Source organism: Streptomyces sp. NPDC018026 (assembly GCF_044327745.1).
In the GTDB taxonomy this organism is placed as follows: Bacteria; Actinomycetota; Actinomycetes; order Streptomycetales; family Streptomycetaceae; genus Streptomyces; species Streptomyces rubrogriseus.
This window is the reverse complement of sequence record NZ_JBIRFY010000001.1, coordinates 246,904-263,628: the sequence shown is the minus strand read 5'-3', so window position 1 is coordinate 263,628 and position 16,725 is coordinate 246,904. Positions and strand designations below refer to the sequence as shown.

12 protein-coding genes are annotated in these 16,725 nt (G+C 73.1%); 2 read left to right on the top strand and 10 right to left on the bottom strand.

The window, feature by feature from the left end; translation table 11 throughout:
• Window positions 1–26: 26 nt before the first annotated feature.
• Entirely contained in the window at window positions 27–1,655 is a 1,629-nt protein-coding gene (locus ACH4D3_RS01070) for an MFS transporter (RefSeq protein WP_398315009.1), read from the bottom strand.
• A 148-nt stretch (window positions 1,656–1,803) separates the two neighbouring features.
• Complete coding sequence (locus tag ACH4D3_RS01065) at window positions 1,804–2,451, bottom strand: TetR/AcrR family transcriptional regulator (protein ID WP_398315008.1); 648 nt, start codon at window positions 2,449–2,451, stop codon at window positions 1,804–1,806.
• A 139-nt stretch (window positions 2,452–2,590) separates the two neighbouring features.
• Between ACH4D3_RS01065 and ACH4D3_RS01060 the strand changes: the two genes are divergently transcribed.
• Complete coding sequence (locus ACH4D3_RS01060) at window positions 2,591–3,025, top strand: hypothetical protein (protein WP_398316598.1); 435 nt, start codon at window positions 2,591–2,593, stop codon at window positions 3,023–3,025.
• Between the two features lie 66 nt (window positions 3,026–3,091).
• Here the strand turns inward: ACH4D3_RS01060 and ACH4D3_RS01055 are convergent, their stop codons facing one another.
• Entirely contained in the window at window positions 3,092–5,389 is a 2,298-nt protein-coding gene (locus ACH4D3_RS01055) for a glycosyl hydrolase family 18 protein (protein ID WP_398315006.1), read from the bottom strand.
• Window positions 5,390–5,558: 169 nt separating this feature from the next.
• The gene (locus tag ACH4D3_RS01050; RefSeq protein WP_398315004.1) at window positions 5,559–6,170 is read right to left on the bottom strand and encodes a TetR/AcrR family transcriptional regulator C-terminal ligand-binding domain-containing protein; all 612 of its coding nucleotides are present in this window, start codon (window positions 6,168–6,170) and stop codon (window positions 5,559–5,561) included.
• Between the two features lie 147 nt (window positions 6,171–6,317).
• Between ACH4D3_RS01050 and ACH4D3_RS01045 the strand changes: the two genes are divergently transcribed.
• Window positions 6,318–7,784: an MFS transporter gene (locus ACH4D3_RS01045; RefSeq protein ID WP_398315002.1), complete on the top strand. Its 1,467-nt coding sequence runs from the start codon at window positions 6,318–6,320 to the stop codon at window positions 7,782–7,784.
• Between the two features lie 14 nt (window positions 7,785–7,798).
• Here ACH4D3_RS01045 and ACH4D3_RS01040 read toward each other — a convergent pair whose 3' ends face one another.
• The 6 genes from ACH4D3_RS01040 to ACH4D3_RS01015 form a co-directional block, all read right to left on the bottom strand.
• The gene (locus ACH4D3_RS01040; protein WP_398315000.1) at window positions 7,799–9,355 is read right to left on the bottom strand and encodes an ATP-binding protein; all 1,557 of its coding nucleotides are present in this window, start codon (window positions 9,353–9,355) and stop codon (window positions 7,799–7,801) included.
• Window positions 9,352–10,101, bottom strand: coding sequence for a response regulator transcription factor (locus ACH4D3_RS01035; RefSeq protein WP_398314998.1), 750 nt, complete (start codon window positions 10,099–10,101; stop codon window positions 9,352–9,354). The genes ACH4D3_RS01040 and ACH4D3_RS01035 overlap by 4 nt, the downstream gene beginning before the upstream one ends.
• 59 nt (window positions 10,102–10,160) lie before the next feature.
• Window positions 10,161–11,678 (bottom strand): streptophobe family protein, encoded by a 1,518-nt coding sequence (locus tag ACH4D3_RS01030; RefSeq protein WP_398314996.1) that lies wholly within the window; start codon window positions 11,676–11,678, stop codon window positions 10,161–10,163.
• A 34-nt stretch (window positions 11,679–11,712) separates the two neighbouring features.
• Window positions 11,713–13,935: an MMPL family transporter gene (locus tag ACH4D3_RS01025; protein ID WP_398314994.1), complete on the bottom strand. Its 2,223-nt coding sequence runs from the start codon at window positions 13,933–13,935 to the stop codon at window positions 11,713–11,715.
• 194 nt (window positions 13,936–14,129) lie between these two features.
• The gene (locus ACH4D3_RS01020) at window positions 14,130–15,326 is read right to left on the bottom strand and encodes an FAD-dependent monooxygenase (protein ID WP_398314992.1); all 1,197 of its coding nucleotides are present in this window, start codon (window positions 15,324–15,326) and stop codon (window positions 14,130–14,132) included.
• Entirely contained in the window at window positions 15,323–16,720 is a 1,398-nt protein-coding gene (locus ACH4D3_RS01015) for an MFS transporter (protein ID WP_398314990.1), read from the bottom strand. The genes ACH4D3_RS01020 and ACH4D3_RS01015 overlap by 4 nt, the downstream gene beginning before the upstream one ends.
• Between the last annotated feature and the right edge of the window lie 5 nt (window positions 16,721–16,725).

The window sequence follows — 16,725 nt, the reverse complement described above, 5'->3', positions numbered from 1 at the left end:
GCGGGGGCGGCCGGGGTGCGGGTGGTTCAGCTCCCGGAACGGCTGAGTTCGGTGTCCCGGGCCTGCGTCGGGTCGGCCCCGGTCTCGGCCTCGGCCTCGGCCGCCCGCCGGGCGCGTCGGCCGGGCAGGACGGCGAGGACGATCAGGGTGCCCGCGGCCATGATGACGCCGCCGACGAGGCTGGTCGTCGAGACGCCGTGGGCGAAGGCCCGGTTCACGGCGTCGGCGAGGGCCTGCGCCTGCTCGGGTCCGGCGGCCGGGTTGGTGGCGAGCCGCTCGGCGACGGCGAGTCCGCCGCCCACGGAGTCCTGGGCGGTGTCGAGGGCGGCGGCCGGCAGCCGGTCGCCGACGAGCCCGGACAGCTCGTCCCGGTAGGAGGTGCCGAGGAGGGAGCCCAGGACGGCGATGCCCAGGGAGCCGCCGAGTTCCAGCGCGGTGTCGTTGGCGCCGCCGCCGACGCCCAGTTCGCTCTCCGGGAAGGAGCCCATGATGGTGTCGGTGGCCGGGGAGACGCTGAGGCCGATGGCGAGGCCCAGCAGCAGCATCGGGGCGAGGAAGTCGGCGTAGGTGGAGTTCTGGTCGATCAGGACCAGCAGGAAGACGCCGACGGTGCCGATGGCCATGCCCGAGCCGACCATGGCCCGCACGCCGAGCTTCGGGGTCAGCCGCCCGGTCACCGCGGCGCCGACGAACACGGCCCCGGCCAGCGGCAGCAGCCGTACGCCGGTCTCCAGCGCGCCGTAGCCGAGCACGAACTGCAGGAACTGCGTGGCGTAGTAGATGGCGCCGTAGGTGCCGAAGAAGAAGAACAGCACCGCGAGCATCGAGCCGCTGAAGGGCCGCAGCAGGAACCTGCGCACGTCCAGCATGGGGTGCGGGTGGCGCAGCTCCCAGGCCACGAAGCCGGTCAGGCCGACGGCGGCGACGACGGCCGCGGTCACGGGACCGGCGCCCCAGCCGAAGTGCGGGCCCTCGATGGTCGCGTAGACCAGGCTGCCGACGGAGACGATGGAGAGCAGCCCGCCGACGTAGTCGATGCGGCCCGCACCGGCCGCCCTGGACGGCGGTACGAGGACCAGCGCGCCGACGACGGCGAGGACCGCGACGGGGACGTTGACCAGGAAGGTCGAGCCCCAGGCGTGGTCCTCCAGGAGCCACCCGGCGACCAGCGGCCCGACCGCGATGGCGAGTCCCGAGGTGGCGGTCCAGGCCGTGATGGCACGGGCCCGCTCCCCCTTCGGAAAGACCGCGACCAGCAGGGACAGCGTGGCCGGCATGACGACGGCGGCGCCGACGCCCATGACCGCCCGGGCGGCGATGACCAGCCCCGTCTCGTGGACCAGGCTGCCCATCACCGAACCGCCCGCGAAGATCACCAGACCGGTGACCAGGGCGCCGCGGCGGCTGTACTTGTCGCCGATCGCGCCGAGCACCAGCATCAGCGCGGCGTACGGGACGGTGTAGCCGTCGATGACCCACTGCAGGTCGCTGCTGCTCAGGCCCAGGTCGGTCGTCATGTCCGGGGCGGCCACGATCAGGGACGTGTTGGCCATGACGACGATCAGCAGAGCCAGGCAGAGCACGAGGAGCGCCCACCAGCGCCGGGCGTAGGGCCCGGGCATCTTCTCGACGGGGGTGGTGGCCAGTAGGGGCATGGGGGCTCCCGGAGACAAGCGAGGGCGGGTTAATTGCCCATGAGTGAGCAGACAAGAGCAGCGTAGTTTGTTGCACATGGACGTGCAAATAAGGCGCCCACCGACCGGGGGCGCCTACTGGACGAGGAGAGGAACGGGAAGGGGTGGCCTACTCGGCCGGGACGGACTTCGCGCGCACCGCCGGGCCCACCGCCTCGACGACGGCCCGCGCCCGCGGCTCCGGCACACCGGCCGCGATGAGCATGGCGGCGGCGGTCCGGGGACCGTCGTCCTCCAGGGCACCGGTGTTGACCTGCTCCAGGAGCGCGACGACCATCGCTTCAAGTCCCGCGCTCAGCACCGCGGGGGGCAGGTGGGCCGGGAAGACCCCGTCCCGCTGGCCGCGCTCCAGGATGGCGGTGACCTCGGCGCGGGCCGGGGCCAGGATCTCGGCCACGCGCTCCACGCCCAGGTCGTGCCGGGCCAGGGCCAGCAGCATGCGGTAGCGGTCGCCCACGGACCACATCAGCAGCGTGAAGTGGGCCAGCGCCCGGTCGGCCGGCTCCTCCGGTCCCGCCGCCTCGGCCATCGCGCCGCGCAGCACCTCGGACGCCTCCTCGGCGAGGGCCTCCAGCAGTGCCGCACGCCCCGGGAAGTGGCCGAAAAGGGTACGCCGTACGACACCGGCGGCCCGGGCCAGCTCCTCCAGCGTGGTGTCCGGGTTCCGCCCCAGCTCCCGGCGGGCGGTGGCCAGGATGCGCGCCCTGTTCGACCGCGCGTTGCGGCGCTGCGGCTCACGGGCGACGGGCTTGGTCACGGGAACCTCGGGGCGGGACGATGCGGGGGGCGCGGGGCGGGCGGCGTGGACGTGGTCGTACATTCTGGCACGGGGGCGCACCCAGAAGGACACCGAGAAGGACACCCAGAAGTACGACGAGAAGGACGAGGTCTGCGCGATGGACACGACGTCGGCGGCCGTGGCAGGTGCCGTCACCTTCCTGTGGCTCGGCATGGTACTGGCGATCTCCTTCCTGGAGGCGCCGCTGAAGTTCCGGGCCCCCGGGGTGACGATCCCGATCGGGCTCGGCATCGGCCGCATGGTCTTCCGCGCCCTGAACCTCGCCGAGGCCGTGCTCGCCGCCGCCGTGGTCGTCGCGGTCGCCACCGGCGGCCCGTCCGCGGCGGTCGTGACGCTCACCGCCGTCGCGGTGGCCGTACTGGCGGTGCAGCTCGGTGTCGTACGCCCCCGCCTGAACCGCCGTTCCGACGCGGTGCTCGCGGGCGAGGACCCGGCCGAGAACCGCTCCGGCGCACACCTCTACTACGTCGCCCTGGAGATCGTGAAGGTCCTCGCCCTGCTCGCGCTGGGCTGCACCGTCCTGGCGGCGTGAAAGGGCCCTGCCACCCCCCGGCGGGGGCGGCAGGGCCGGTGGCGCGTCACGCGGATCCGGTTCGCGTCACTCCAGTCCGTTGTCCAGCGCGGTCATGAGCCGGCCGTCGGCCGTGTCGCCGGACATCTCCCAGACGAAACCGCCCAGCAGGCCCTTGGACTTGACCCAGTCGGTCTTCTTCCCGATCGACCAGGTGTCGTCGAAGGACCACCACTGGCCACCCGGACCGGTGTAGCCGAAGGTGGACACCGACTCCTCGTCGTGGTGGACGGTCATGGACGGGTAGCTGCTGATCAGGTTGCTGTAGCCGCGGACCCCGGCCTCCGCGGGGAACTGGCCGGGTGCCGCGCCGTTCGCGTCCTGCCACTCACCGGCCGCGCCGCCCTCGCTGACGCCCTGCCAGCCGCGCCCGTAGAACGGGAAGCCGACCGTCAGTTTGCGCGGGTTGACCCCGGCGTCGAGATACGTCTGGATCGCGTTCTCGATGCTGAAGTGGAAGGGGTAGGGGTCCTCCGCGTCGGTGTAGAGGTTGGAGGCGTGCCCGGTGCGGTTGGGCTCCCAGGAGTTGTCGCTGCCCGAGCCGTGGAAGTCGTACCCCTGCACGTTGGCGTAGTCGAGGGAGTCGAAGATCTTGGTCAGGTCCCAGCCGGCCTCGATCTTCGCCGGGTCGGCCGGGGTGAACGCGGTGAGCAGCTTGTGCTCGCCGCCGAGCGCGTCGAGCTGCTCCCGGAACTCGGCGAGCAGGGCGGTCAGGTTGTCCTTGTCCTGGGCGCCGTAGTGGTTGCCCGGGTGGCCCTCGGAGCCGGGCCACTCCCAGTCGATGTCGATGCCGTCGAAGATCCCGGCCGCGGTGCCGGGACCGCCGGCGCCGTTGTAGACGGGCAGGTTGCCCTTGATCCACACGTCGATGCAGGACTCGACGAACTTCTTCCGGGACTCCGGCGTCGCGGCGGCGTCCGAGAAGAACTTCGAGTACGTCCAGCCGCCGAGCGACACGACGACCTTGAGGTGCGGGTACTTGGCCTTGAGCTTCTTCAGCTGGTTGAGGTTGCCGCGCAGCTTGCCCCAGCCGTCGTCGGCGACCCCGTCGACGGACTGGGCGGCGGACATGGGCCGCGCGTAGTCGGCGTCCGCGTCACCGGCGCCGGTGCCCTCGTCCGGGTCCTGCGGGTTGCCCGAGGTGCCCTTGGTGACACCGGCCTGGCAGGTGAGGTTGGTCGGGTCGAGGTTCTCGAAGGCGTAGTTGATGACGTCGAGCTGCTTGGCGGCGCCGGAGGTGTCGAGGTTCTTCACGAAGTACTGGCGTCCGTAGATGCCCCACTGCACGAAGTACCCGACCTTGAGCTGCTTGCCCTCGCCTGCCACGTCGTCGGTGGTCACCCGCACGGCCGCGGAGGCCGCCGAGGAGTTGTCGGCGGTGTCCCGGGCCCTGACGGTGAAGGTGTAGGCGGTGGCCGGGGAGAGTCCGTCCACCGTGGCGGTGGTGGTGTCCGCCCCGACGGTCTTCGCCAGGGTGTCGCCGCGGTAGACGTCGTAGGCGGCCACGGCCACATTGTCGGTGGACTTGTCCCAGGCCAGGCCGACGGTGGTGGCCGTCCTGCCGGTGGAGCGCGGGTTGCCCGGCGCGGTCGGCGGCGTCGGGTCGGTCGCCGGGTCCACCGTCTCGACGGTGAGCGGTTCGCTGGCCGGTCCGACGTTGCCCCGCTTGTCGGTGGCCCGGACGGTGAAGGTGTAACTCGTCGCCGGGGTCAGGTCGGTGACGGTCGCGGAGGTGCCGCTCGTGGTGGCGACGGTCTCCGTGCCCTTCAGGACCTCGTAGGAGGTGACGGGGTGGTCACCGGGCTGGGCCGCGGCCCATTTCAGCGCGACCGTGTGTGCGGTGACCGCGGTCGCCTCCGGCGTTCCGGGGGCGGCCGGCGGCACGTCGGGGGTGCCGTCGCACTTGTCGCCGTTGACCGTGCAGCCGGTCGGGGTGCCGACCGGGCCGGTCGCCGAGAACTGGTAGCTGTAGGGCTCGGTGGTGCCGCCCGCCGGGACCCTGCCGTTGTAGTAGGCGTTCTCGACGGTCACGTGCCGGCCGGAGACCGTGGCTTCGCCGTAGAGGTGCCCGCTCACGGACACGCCCGGTGGCAGGTCGAACTCCAGGGTCCAGCCGTCGGAGGCGGCCGTGCCGTTGTTGTGGACGACGTACTTGCCCGTCCATCCGGACCCGTTGCTCTGGGAGCTGAAGGTCGCGGTCAGCGTTCCGGCCGCCTGGGCGGGTGCCGCGAGCGCGGTGAGCGCCGCGAGCGGCAGCAGCAACGCGGTCACCAGTGCGGCGATCCGCGTTCTGATCCTGTTCGGTGGTCTGCGCCTGTGGAACATGGCTCTCCCTGTGGTGGTGGGGTGGTACAGGGGGTGAGGTGAACCGTGCGCGCGTGAGGGAGTTGAGCGCCCACAACGTAGAAGGTCTGGACCAATGCGTCAACCGTGCGCTCGTGCACTTGACGCGGACCGGACCCCGGCCCTTCCGGGCCGCCGTCCCCTGCTCCGTTCAGCCCGTCACCCACACACCCGCCCGCGCGGCGGTGCTCGCCGCGCGGGCCGCACGGTCGGCGTCGGCCTCGCAGAGAGGCCGGCCGGTGTTGAGCAGCGCGTAGTAGAGCGGCGCGGAGACGGCGGCCACGACGGCGTGCGGGTCGGTGCCGTCCGGGACTTCACCCCGCGCCACGGCGTCCCGCACACAGCCGGCCCATTCGTCGACGCGTACGGCGTAGAAGCGGTGCAGGGCCTCGGCCGCCTGCTCGTTGCAGAGGGAGGCCGCGATCAGCGCCCTGAAGAGCCGCCCTTGGCGGGGGTCGTCGAGCGTCCTGACGACGAGGCGCGCGTTCGCCCGGAGGTCCTCCTCCAGGGCGCCCGTGTCCGCACGGGGCAGCGACTGGTCCGCCATGTCGGCCAGAAGGTCGGCGGCGAGACCGCCCGGGGTCCCCCAGCGGCGGTAGACCGTCGTCTTGCCGACGCCCGCGCGGCGGGCGATCTCCCCCAGGTCGAGCGCGTCGAAGCCGTCGGCGGCGAGCGCGTCGCCCGCCGCCAGGAGAACGGCCTCGCGGATACGTGCGGTACGACCCCCGGGGCGGAGGGTCCCGGGGGCGGCTGGGTCGGGCATCACGACTCCCTCGTCTCTCTCACGGCGCACTCACGACGCCAGACCCCCACCTTATCGGAACCACAGTTCCTTTACCGCTCGGCTACGTGCTACCTTCCGAGCCGTAATGGGACCTCAGACCCATTAACGACTTCCGAAGGGAACGCCATGCCCACCACCAACGCCACGGCCACCGCCGGGGCCACCGCCACGGGCGGCGCTGCGGCCGGGGCCGGTCCGCAGCGGCTCACCGGCCGGTCGAAGCTGGTCCTCGCGGTCCTGCTGGTCGCCCAGTTCATGCTGGCCGTCGACTTCTCGATCCTGAACGTCGCGCTGCCCGCGATCGGCGACGGACTCGGCTTCGCCCTCTCCGACCTGCAGTGGATCGCCACCTCGTTCGCCCTGTCGGCCGCGGGCTTCACCCTCTTCCTCGGCCGTATCGGCGACCTGGTCGGACGCAAGAGGATCTTCATCGGCGGCATCGCCCTCCTGGGCCTCGCCTCCCTGCTCGGGGGCCTCACCACCAGCCCCGAGGTGCTGCTCGCCGCCCGGGTCGCCCAGGGCCTGGCCACCGCCGCCGCCACCCCGGCGGGGCTGTCCCTGCTGACGACCTCGTTCGCCGAGGGTCCCTTGCGGCAGAGGGCGCTCGGCATCAACGGCGCGCTGATGTCGGCCGGGTTCACCACCGGAGCGATCCTCGGCGGTGTCCTGACCGACCTGCTCTCCTGGCGCTGGACTTTCTTCGTCAACGTGCCCGTGGCGCTCGCGGTCGTGCTCGTCGCCCCGGCCGTCATCAAGGAGTCCAGGCCCGCCGGCCGGGCCGGCCTCGACCTGCCCGGCGCGCTCACCGTCACCCTCGGTCTGCTCGCTCTCGTCTACGGCATGACCCAGGCCGGCGAGTACGGCTGGACCCACCCGCACGCGCTGGCCGGGCTGGCCGGGGGCGCGCTCCTGCTCGCCGCGTTCGTCCTGATCGAGCGCAGCGTGCCGGCGCCGCTGGTACCGCTCGGGACGCTGCGGCGCCGCAACGTGGCCTGGGGCAACGTGCTGGGCCTGCTCGCCTTCGCCACCGAGACCTCGCTGGTCTACCTGCTCACCCTGTACCTCCAGAAGACCCTGGGCTTCTCCGCCCTCGCGGCCGGTGTCTCCTTCGGCGTCCTCGGCGTGGGCACCGTCGTCGGCGGGCTGGTCGCCCCCAGGCTGCTCGCCAGGACGTCCACCCTGACCGTGCTCGTCGGCGGTGGCATCGTCCAGGCGGTCTTCACCGCCGCCCTGCTCTTCCTCGGTACGACGACCGGGGCGTCCCTCGCCCTGCTGCTGCCCGCCACCTTCTTCGGCGGCGTCGGCAACATGCTGGTCATCGTCGGTTTCATGGTCACGGCCACCAGCGGACTGCCGGACGCCGAACAGGGCCTGGCCACCGGGCTGGCCTCGATGTCCCAGCAGGTCGGCATCACCATGGGCACACCGGTCATGTCCGCCGTCGTCACCGCCGGCACCGCGGGCGCGGCCACCGCCTCCGCCGTCCACCGGGGCGTCACGACGGCCATCGCCGTCAACGCGGCCCTGGTCCTCCTCGGCGTCGCCGTCGCCGCGCTCTTCCTGCGAAGCCGCGCCGCCCGGCCGTCCGGGTGACGCCGGGCGGTCGGTCAGGTGGCCGCGGCCTGCGGCGGGTCGTCCGGCAGCGGAAGCAGGATGCGGAAGGTGCAGCCCCGCCCGGGGGCGGCGTCGAGGGTGAGGCGGCCGGTGTGCGCGGTGACGAGGGCGTGGGCGATGGCGAGGCCGAGGCCGGAACCGCCGGTGGCGCGGGTGCGGGAGTCGTCGGTGCGGTAGAAGCGGTCGAAGACGTGGGCGCGTTCGGTGGCGGTGAGGCCGGGCCCTTCGTCGGCGACCTCCAGGACGGCGTGCCGGCCCACCGTGCCGACGCCGATGCGGATCGGGGTGCCGGCGGGGGTGTGGGTGACGGCGTTGCCGATGAGGTTGGTGACGACCTGGCGCAGTCGGGCCTCGTCGGCGTGGGCGGGGGCGGAGCCCGGTTTGCCACCGCCGGGTCCGGTCAGGGTCACCGGACGCGTGCGGTCCAGGGCGCGTACGTCGCGGAGGGCGTCGGCGGCCAGGGTGCGCAGGTCCATGGGGGCGAGGTCGAGGGCGAAGGCGGGCTCCCGCGCGGAGCGCGCGCCGTCGGTGCTCGCGCCGTCGGCGTCCTCGTCGAGGCGGGCGAGGAGGAACATCTCCTCGACGAGCCGGGTGAGGCGTTCGGACTCCTCCGCGATCCGGGTCATCGTCCGGTCGACGTCCTCGCGGGTGGACGTGGCGCCCATGCGGTGCAGGTCGGTGTAGCCCTTGATGCCGACGAGCGGCGTGCGCAGCTCGTGGCTGGCGTCGGCGAAGAAGCGCCGGGTTCGCGCCTCGGCCTCGGTGCGGGCCCGGAAGGCCGTGTCGATCCGGTCGAGCATCTGGTTGAGGCAGGTGGTCAGGCGTCCCACCTCGGTGTGCGGGGCGGCCGGTTCGGGGACGCGGTGGGAGTGGTCGCCGGACGTGATAGCGGTCGCGGTCTCCTCGATCCTGGCGAGGGGGCGCAGTCCGGAGCGCACCGCGAACCAGCCCGCGACGCCCAGGACCGCGAGCAGGGCGACGCCCGCGGTCAGGGAGAGGTTCCGGGTCTTGGTGATGGTGCGGTCGACCTCCTCCATGGAGGTGGCGACGACGACGGACCCACCGGTCCCGGAGGGGTCCGGCGGAAAGACCTGGGCGGGCTGGGTCAGGGCGACGACCCGCCAGCTGTGCTCGCCGTCCATGGCGGACACGGTGAAGGGCCGGCCGCCGTGGGCCAGGACGCCCGCACGGTCGAGCCGGGGCAGGTCGGGCCCGCCGCCCGAGGGGGCGGTGCTGGCGTCGAACCTCTTGCGGGCGGCACCGGTGTCGTCCACGTACGTCACGGTGGTGTCGCCCAGCACGCTGAGGGCGCGCACGCTCGGCGGCGTGCCGGTGTCGGAGGGCGGCGACAGCCGGGCGGCGATCTGTCCGGTGAGGGCGAGCCGGTCGTCGACCCTGCTCTGGAGGTAGCCGTGCAGGGCGGTGGTGACCAGCAGTCCGGTGCCGAGCAGACCGACCGCGACCAGGGCGACGGACAGGCACAGCAGGCGGGTGCGCAGCGACAGCCGGCCCAGCCACACCGTGGGCGACAGCGGGCGGAGTCGCTTCACGACCGGGGCTCGCGGACGACATAGCCGACGCCGCGGACGGTGTGGATGAGCCTGGGTCCGTCGGCGTCGACGGTGTCGACCTTGCGGCGCAGATAGCTGATGTAGGTGTCGACGATGCTGGGGTCGCCGCCGAAGTCGTACTCCCAGACGCTGTCCAGGATCTGGCTCTTGGTCATGGTCCGTCCGGCGTTGGCGACCAGGAAGTGCAGCAGGCGGAACTCGGTCGGGGACAGCCGCACGCTCCGGCCCGCCCGGGTGACGTGGTGGCTGTCGGGTTCGAGGTGCAGGTCGCCGACGGTGAGGCGGGCCGGCGTCTCACCCCGGGTGCGGCGCAGTACGGCGTGGATGCGGGCGATCAGTTCCTCGAGGTCGAAGGGCTTGGTGACGTAGTCGTCCCCGCCGAGGCGCAGTCCGTTCAGCCGGTCCTGGCGGTCCTCGCGCGCGGTGACGAAGAGGACCGGAACGTCGCCGCCCCGGCCCGGCTGCGGCGTTCGGGGCTGGGCGCGCAGGCGGCGGATCACCTCGAACCCGTCCATGTCCGGGAGCATGACGTCGAGAAGGACGAGGTCCGGGATGCGCCGTGCGGCCAGGTCGAGGGCTTCCTGGCCGGTGGCGGCGGCGTCGACGTCGAACCCGGCGTAGCGCAGGGCGGTGCGCAGCAGCTCCCGGACGGTGGGCTCGTCGTCCACGACGAGCAGGTGGTCCGTACGGCCCGGGGGGCGCGAGGGGGGAGCCGGTACCGCCATGGTCGTGTTCGCCTTCTCGGAGTGTCTGAACGGGGGTTCACCAGGAGATCACACGGTCCTCAGGAGGCCGAGTCGGACGTGACCGCACGGCGTCGGGGTGCGGGGACGCGGGCCCTTCCCGCCGGGCGTTCCCGACGCCGCGCCCGTCGCCCGTGCAGACGGCTTCCGGCGTACGAGGCGAGGGCTGCCACGACGAAGGCGGTGAGGGCGGACAGCCGGGGGCTCGTGTCGAGACCGGCGTCGAGGCCTCCCATCTCCCGGCCCATGAGGCCGACGCCGACCCGCAGCGAGCCGCGGGCGAGGAACGGGAGCACGAACGTCATGACGCCGACCGCGATGCCCATGCGCAGGGCGGTGTCCGCGTGGCGGTCCAGGAGGGAGTCGGCGTCCTGCCGCGGGGTGCGGGCCGGGGTGCGGGCGGCGGCGACGTATCCGGCGGCCGACAGCAGGAGCAGCGTGAGCAGCAGTCCGATCACCCACAGCGGCACACCCGCGCCCGCCCAGTGGCCTAGGTCCACCGACCTGTCCCCGTCCGCCGTACCGTCCTGCTTCCCGGCGCCGCCGCCGAGCATGCCGAGCATTCCACCGCCCTCGGGCTGCACCCGCCGCGCCCCGGCCTCCCAGGAGGCGCCGGTTCCGGCGGTGAGCACCGCGGCGATCAGGTTGGGACCGGCGAGCAGCAGCACCCCGGCGGCCTCCGCGGTCCGGCCGTGGCCGGTCAGTGCCGCGGCACCGGCGAGAATGGCGACGGCGAGGACGGCGCAGCACAGCACGGCCGCGGTCCCGGCCAGGGTGGACAGGACGGCGTTCCACTTCGTCCGGAGCCCGCTCAGGGCGAGGGGCCGCGGGAGTGCCGTCCGCCGCGCGGCGAGGCAGCCGAGCGCGAGGACGGCGGCCACTCCCAGGACACCGAGGAAGGCGGTGGCGACGACGTCGGTCCGGAAGCTCACCGAGGCCAGCCCGGAGGCAAGGCCACCGCCACCGCCACCGCCGAATCCTCCGAACCCGCCGAGCCCGCCGGATCCACTCGCCCCGCCCGACCCGGCGCGGTCGCCCATCCGGTCCGTCACGCTCTCCGGCAGCCGGGCGGTGCCCGTCGCCAGCACGGCGCACACCGGAAGAGCCACCGCCGAGGTCACCAGTGCGCCGGCGCTCCGCGCCCACAGCATCGCCGGGGCGGGCCGCGCACGGCGGCGCAGCGGCCGGAAGAACACCGTCGCCAGCACGGCCGTACCCAGGAAGGTCAGGGTCAGGGGCGTCAGCGCCGCCTGCCCGGTCAGCGAGACGCTGAGACCTCCCTCACCGCCGCCGCCGAGAAGCCCGGCGAGTCCCCCTCCTCCCCCACCCGCGGAGGAACCGGACCCGGCGGCCGATTCCAGGGTGACGCCGCCGCCGACGGCCAGGCTCACCAGCGTCGGCACCAGCCGGGAGACCGGTGCGACGCCGTCGGCGCCGAGGAGTGTCAGGGCCGCCCAGGCGGTGGCGGCCATGGTGGCGAGGGCGGCCACGACGGCGAGGCCGCCTTCGAGGACGTGGCGCCACGCGGGCGGGGAGGAGAGGGCAGGCGAGGCGGACATGGGCAGGCTCCTGTGCACGGTGGGAAGCGGGAGGTCAGTTGCCGTGGCGGGGGCCCGAGGCGGCACCGACGGGTTCGCCACCGCCCGCCCCGGCCCCGCCCCCGTGCGGCGACCGACCCAGCCGCTCGCCCTCGATGTCGAGGTCGGGCACGAGCCGGTCCAGCCACCGGGGCAGCCGCCAGGCGCGCCGGCCCAGGAGGGCGAGCACGGCGGGGACGAGCGTCATACGGACCACGAAGGCGTCGAAGAGAACGGCGGCGGCGAGTCCGAAGCCGATCGTCTTGAGGATCTGCTCCTCGGACCCGAGGAAGGCGGCGAACACCGAGATCATGACCACGGCCGCGGCGGTCACCACCCGCGCGCTGTGCTCGAACCCGCTGACCACGGACTCCTTGGGCGACCGCCCGTGGACGTACGCCTCGCGCATCCGGGTCACCAGGAACACCTCGTAGTCCATGGCGAGGCCGAAGACGACGCCGACCATGAAGATGGGCATGATCGACACGATCGGCCCCGGCTCCGTGACCCCGAGCAGGGAACCCAGCCATCCCCACTGGAAGACGGCGACCACCGCGCCGAGCCCGGCCAGCACCGACAGCAGGAAGCCGAGGGCGGCCTTGAGCGGGACGAGCACGGAGCGGAAGACGGCGATGAGCAGCAGGAAGGCCAGTCCGACCACCAGCGTCAGGTACGGCAGGAGCGCCTCGGACAGCTTCTGCGAGACGTCCGCGTTCATCGCGGTCGTGCCGGTGACGAGCACCCGGGCGTCGCTCGCCCGCTCGATCTCCGGGTCGCGCAGCGCGTGGACGAGGTCGGCGGTCTCGGTGCTGCCGGGCGACGCGTCCGGTACGACGTTCAGTACGGCGATGTCGCCGGAGGCGCTCAGCCGGGGCGGGCCGACGGCGCCGACGTCCTCGCGGCCGTCGATCCGCCCGGCCACGTCCTGCGCGGCCCGCTCAGCACTGCCACCGCTGTCGTCGGCCTGGACGACCACGGTGAGGGGACCGTTGTGGCCCGGCCCGAAGCCGTCGGCGATCAGGTCGTAGGCGCGGCGCTGGGTGGTGGAGACGGGTTTGCTGTCGTCGCCGGGCAGTCCCATCTCCAGGGACGCGGCGGGCAGCGCGACCACGCCGAGCAGTACCGTCCCGCCGAGGAGCACGGCGACCGGACGGCGGACGACGAGCCGGGCCCAGCGCACGCCCATGGCCGGCCGCGGGGCGCGGTCCGTCGTCCGCCTGCCGCGACGCGGGCGGGCGGGACCGATCCGGCGGCCGCAGAGCCCCAGCAGCGCGGGGACGAGGGTGACGGCGATGAGTACCGCGATGACGACCGTGCCCGCCGCGGCGAGACCCATCCGGGTCAGCATCGGGATACCCACCACGGACAGACCGGCCAGGGCGACGACCACGGTGAGCCCGGCGAACACGACCGCCGAGCCCGCGGTCCCCACGGCGTGCCCGGCCGCCTCCGCCCCGTCCCGGCCGCGCGCGAGTTCGGCCCGGTAGCGCGAGACGACGAACAGGGCGTAGTCGATGCCCACGGCCAGGCCGATCATCACGGCGAGGCTGGTCGTGGTGGCGCCGAGGCCCAGCGGCGCGGCCAGCGCCTTGATGGCCAGTGCGCCGACGCCGACGCCGAGCACGGCGGTCAGCAGGGGCAGCCCGGCCGCGAGGAGCGAGCCGAAGGTGACGACCAGCACCACGGCGGCCACCCCGAGTCCGAGGGCCTCGGAGGAGTGCCCGCCGGCCCTGGCCTCCACGGCGTTGCCACCCGCCTCGACGGACAGCTCCTCAGAGGCGGCCTGCTCGACGGTCTCCCGCAACGCGGTGCGGGAGTCCTCCTCCAGTTCGGCGGCGGACCGCGCGTAGGAGACCTGCGCGTAGGCGGTGGAACCGTCCTTGCTCACGGACCGGGTGGCGAAGGGGTCGGTGACCCGTACGACCTGGGGTCCGTCACCGAGGGCCCGCACCGTGTCCTCGATCGCGCCGCGCGTCCCGGGATCGGTGACCTTGCCGTGCTCGGCGCGGAACACCACCCGGGCGGCGGCTCCGTCGGCGTTCAGTTCGGGGAAGCTCTTCTCCAGCAGGTCGTAGGCCTGTTGTGCCTCGGTGCCGGGCATGGAGAAGTCGTTCGGCGGTGCGGCGGGAGCGCGCCCGGCCAGCACCGCCGCCCCCACGAGCAGTGCCGTCCACAGCAGTGCGACGAGTCGGCGCCTCCGGAAGGAGAACCGGCCGAGCCGGGAGAGGAATGTCGCCACGGAAAGGGCTCCCAAGTCAGGTCGAGCTCACGGAAGATCTGAGCGCGACGCTGACAGCCGTGCCTGGCCGGTCCCGGAGAGATCCTGGGAGCTTCCTGAGAGCGCCGAGGTCCCGTCACCGGCCGCTGTCCGGAGGAAACGGGCATAGCCGCCGCCGGCACGGCCGGATTCTCAGGAACCTCGCACTCCGCCCGTCATCCGCGTGTCGCGGGTGGCGGCAGCGTCAGGGCCGAGTGGGCCGGCCGGGGTTTTGGGGCGGGCATGGCGCCGAGGGCGCGCAGTCGGGCGTTGCGCTGTGCCAGGGCCTGGGCGGTGGTCGGGAAGAGGGTGGCGCCGCCCTCGCCGACCAGGTCCTGGTTCAGGGTCACGAAGTCACGGGTGGCGCGCTCGTAGGCGGCGAAGCCCTCGGCGTGGTCCCGGTCGGCGAGGGACGCGGCGAGCATGTAGGCGCCGACGAGGGCGAGGCTGGTGCCCTGGCCGGTGAGGAACGAGGGCGCGTACGCGGCGTCGCCCAGCAGCGCGACCCTGCCCTCGGTCCAGCGCGGCATCCGGATCTGGCCGACCGCGTCGAAGAACACGTCGTCCGCGTCGTGCAGGGCGCCCAGGATGCCGGGGACCTCCCAGCCGGCGTCGGCGAAGACGTCGGCGAGCAGGGCCCGTTGGGCCTTCGGGTCGCCGAAGGCGTCGTAGGGCGGGTCGGGCTGGGCGAAGTTGAGGAAGGCGTGCACCTCCTCGTCGTCGCCCACGGCGTAGACGGCCGCGGCCCGGCCCGGGGTGTTCCACATCACCGTCTCGTGGGAGAGGCCGAGGGTGTTGGGCATGGTGAACACGGCGAAGCAGTAGCCGAGATGGCGGTGGAACTGCTCCTCGGGGCCGAACAGCGTCTCGCGGGTGCGCGAGTGCATGCCGTCCGCGCCGAAGACCATGTCGAACCGGCGACTGCTGCCGCCGTGGAAGGTGACGTCGACTCCGCGGTCGGACTGGACGAGGGTGTCGATGGAGTCGTTGAAGAGGAACTCCACGTCGTCCCGGACCGCCATGTACAGCGCGTCGGTCAGGTCCCCGCGGCGTATCTCCAGGTCGCGTCCGGTCACCCCGCCGGTGACGGCGTGCGGGTGGAGCGAGGTGACCTCGTCGCCGTCCCCGTCGAGGAAGGTGATCCGGCGCAGGTCGATGTGCGCGTCGCGCAGTTGCGGCAGGATTCCCATCCGCTCCACGACGTCGAGTGCGGTGCCGCGTACGTCGATGGGGTAGCCGCCGCTGCGGAGGGTCCCGGCCTTCTCCACCACGGTGACCTCGTATCCGTGGCGGTTGAGCCAGAAGGCCAGGGCGGGACCGGCGATGCTGGCCCCGGAGATCAGGACGCTGCGCCTGGGTGCGGTGCGGGTCATGCTTTGACTCCTTTGCTCATGGTGCGGGTGACGAACAGGGCCGTCAGTACGACGACGCCGGCGATGAGGAAGCCGGTGACGTAGGCCGATTCGGCCGCGACCTCCGACCCGGAGGGGGTTCCGGCGGTGAGGAGAGCGCCGCCGAGCTGGCCGCCGACGGCGGAGCCGAGCACGCGGCTCACCAGGATCAGGCTGGTGGCGATGCCGGTGTCGTTGGGGTCGACGGCGGTGGCGGTGCTGGTCATCATCGCCGTGACGCACAGGCCGTTGGCGAGCGCGATCAGCACCTTGCCGACGACGAGGTGCCAGATCTCGGTGTGCACGGCCGCCACGGCGAGCAGGCCGACGGCCATCATGACGACGCCGGTGTTGACCACGGCGCGCGAGCCGAAGCGCCGGTCCCCGATCCCGCCGAGCGGCCCGGCCAGCGTCGCGGCGATGGCGCCGGGCAGCAGGTAGAAGCCGATCTCGGTGGCGCTGGCCCGGAATCCGTAGCCGTCGCCGCGCTCGTCGAGCAGTTGCGGGACGAGGTAGACGGCCATCGTGGTGCCGAGGCAGATCACGAAGGTCAGCACGCACGCCTTCCATATCGCGGGCCGTGCCAGCATGTTCAGGTCGATCATCGGCGCGGCCGCCCGCCGTTCGACCCGCACCCAGCCGGTGACGAGGACGGCCAGCAGGACGACGAGGGCGACGAGCACGAGTGGCGCCGAGCCTGCTTCGGGGGCCAGCGCGAGGACGAGCATGAGGGTGACCAGCAGGCCGCTGAGCAGCAGCAGGCCGGGCCAGTCGATCCCGGCGTCGTCCGACCGGCCCGGCGGATCGGCCGGCATCAGCCTGTTCACGAGCAGGGTGGACCCGACGACCGCGATCGTCGGCAGCGCGAACATCCAGTGCCGGGACAGCTGTTCCGCCACCGGACCGGCGGACAGCATGCCGACCATCGACCCACCGACGAAGAGTCCGCTGACCACGCCGATGGCCACCTTGGACTCGCCGGCGGGGAGGTGCTTGCGGACCACGATGAACGACAGCGGCAGCGCGCCGATCATCGCGCCCTGCAACACCTGTCCGACCAGCAGCACGGGCAGGTTCGGCGCCAGGGCGGACACCGTGCCGCCGAGCGAGACCACCGCCATCAGGCGGATCAGGACCTTCTTCCCGCCGTAGCGGTCGCCGAACTTGCCCGCCAGCGGGGTGATGAGCGCGCCGGTGATGAGGAGGACGATGCTGAGCAGTGCTCCCTCGGCCTGGCTCATGTCCAGTTCGCGTTCCAGGAGCGGGATCGTCGGTGACACCACCGACTCCAGGGCACCGGTGGACAGTGCCAGGATGCCGAGGGCGCCGACAGCGGCCTTCCCAATGGGGACCGGCGGTGCCAGGGTTGTGGTCATGAGCG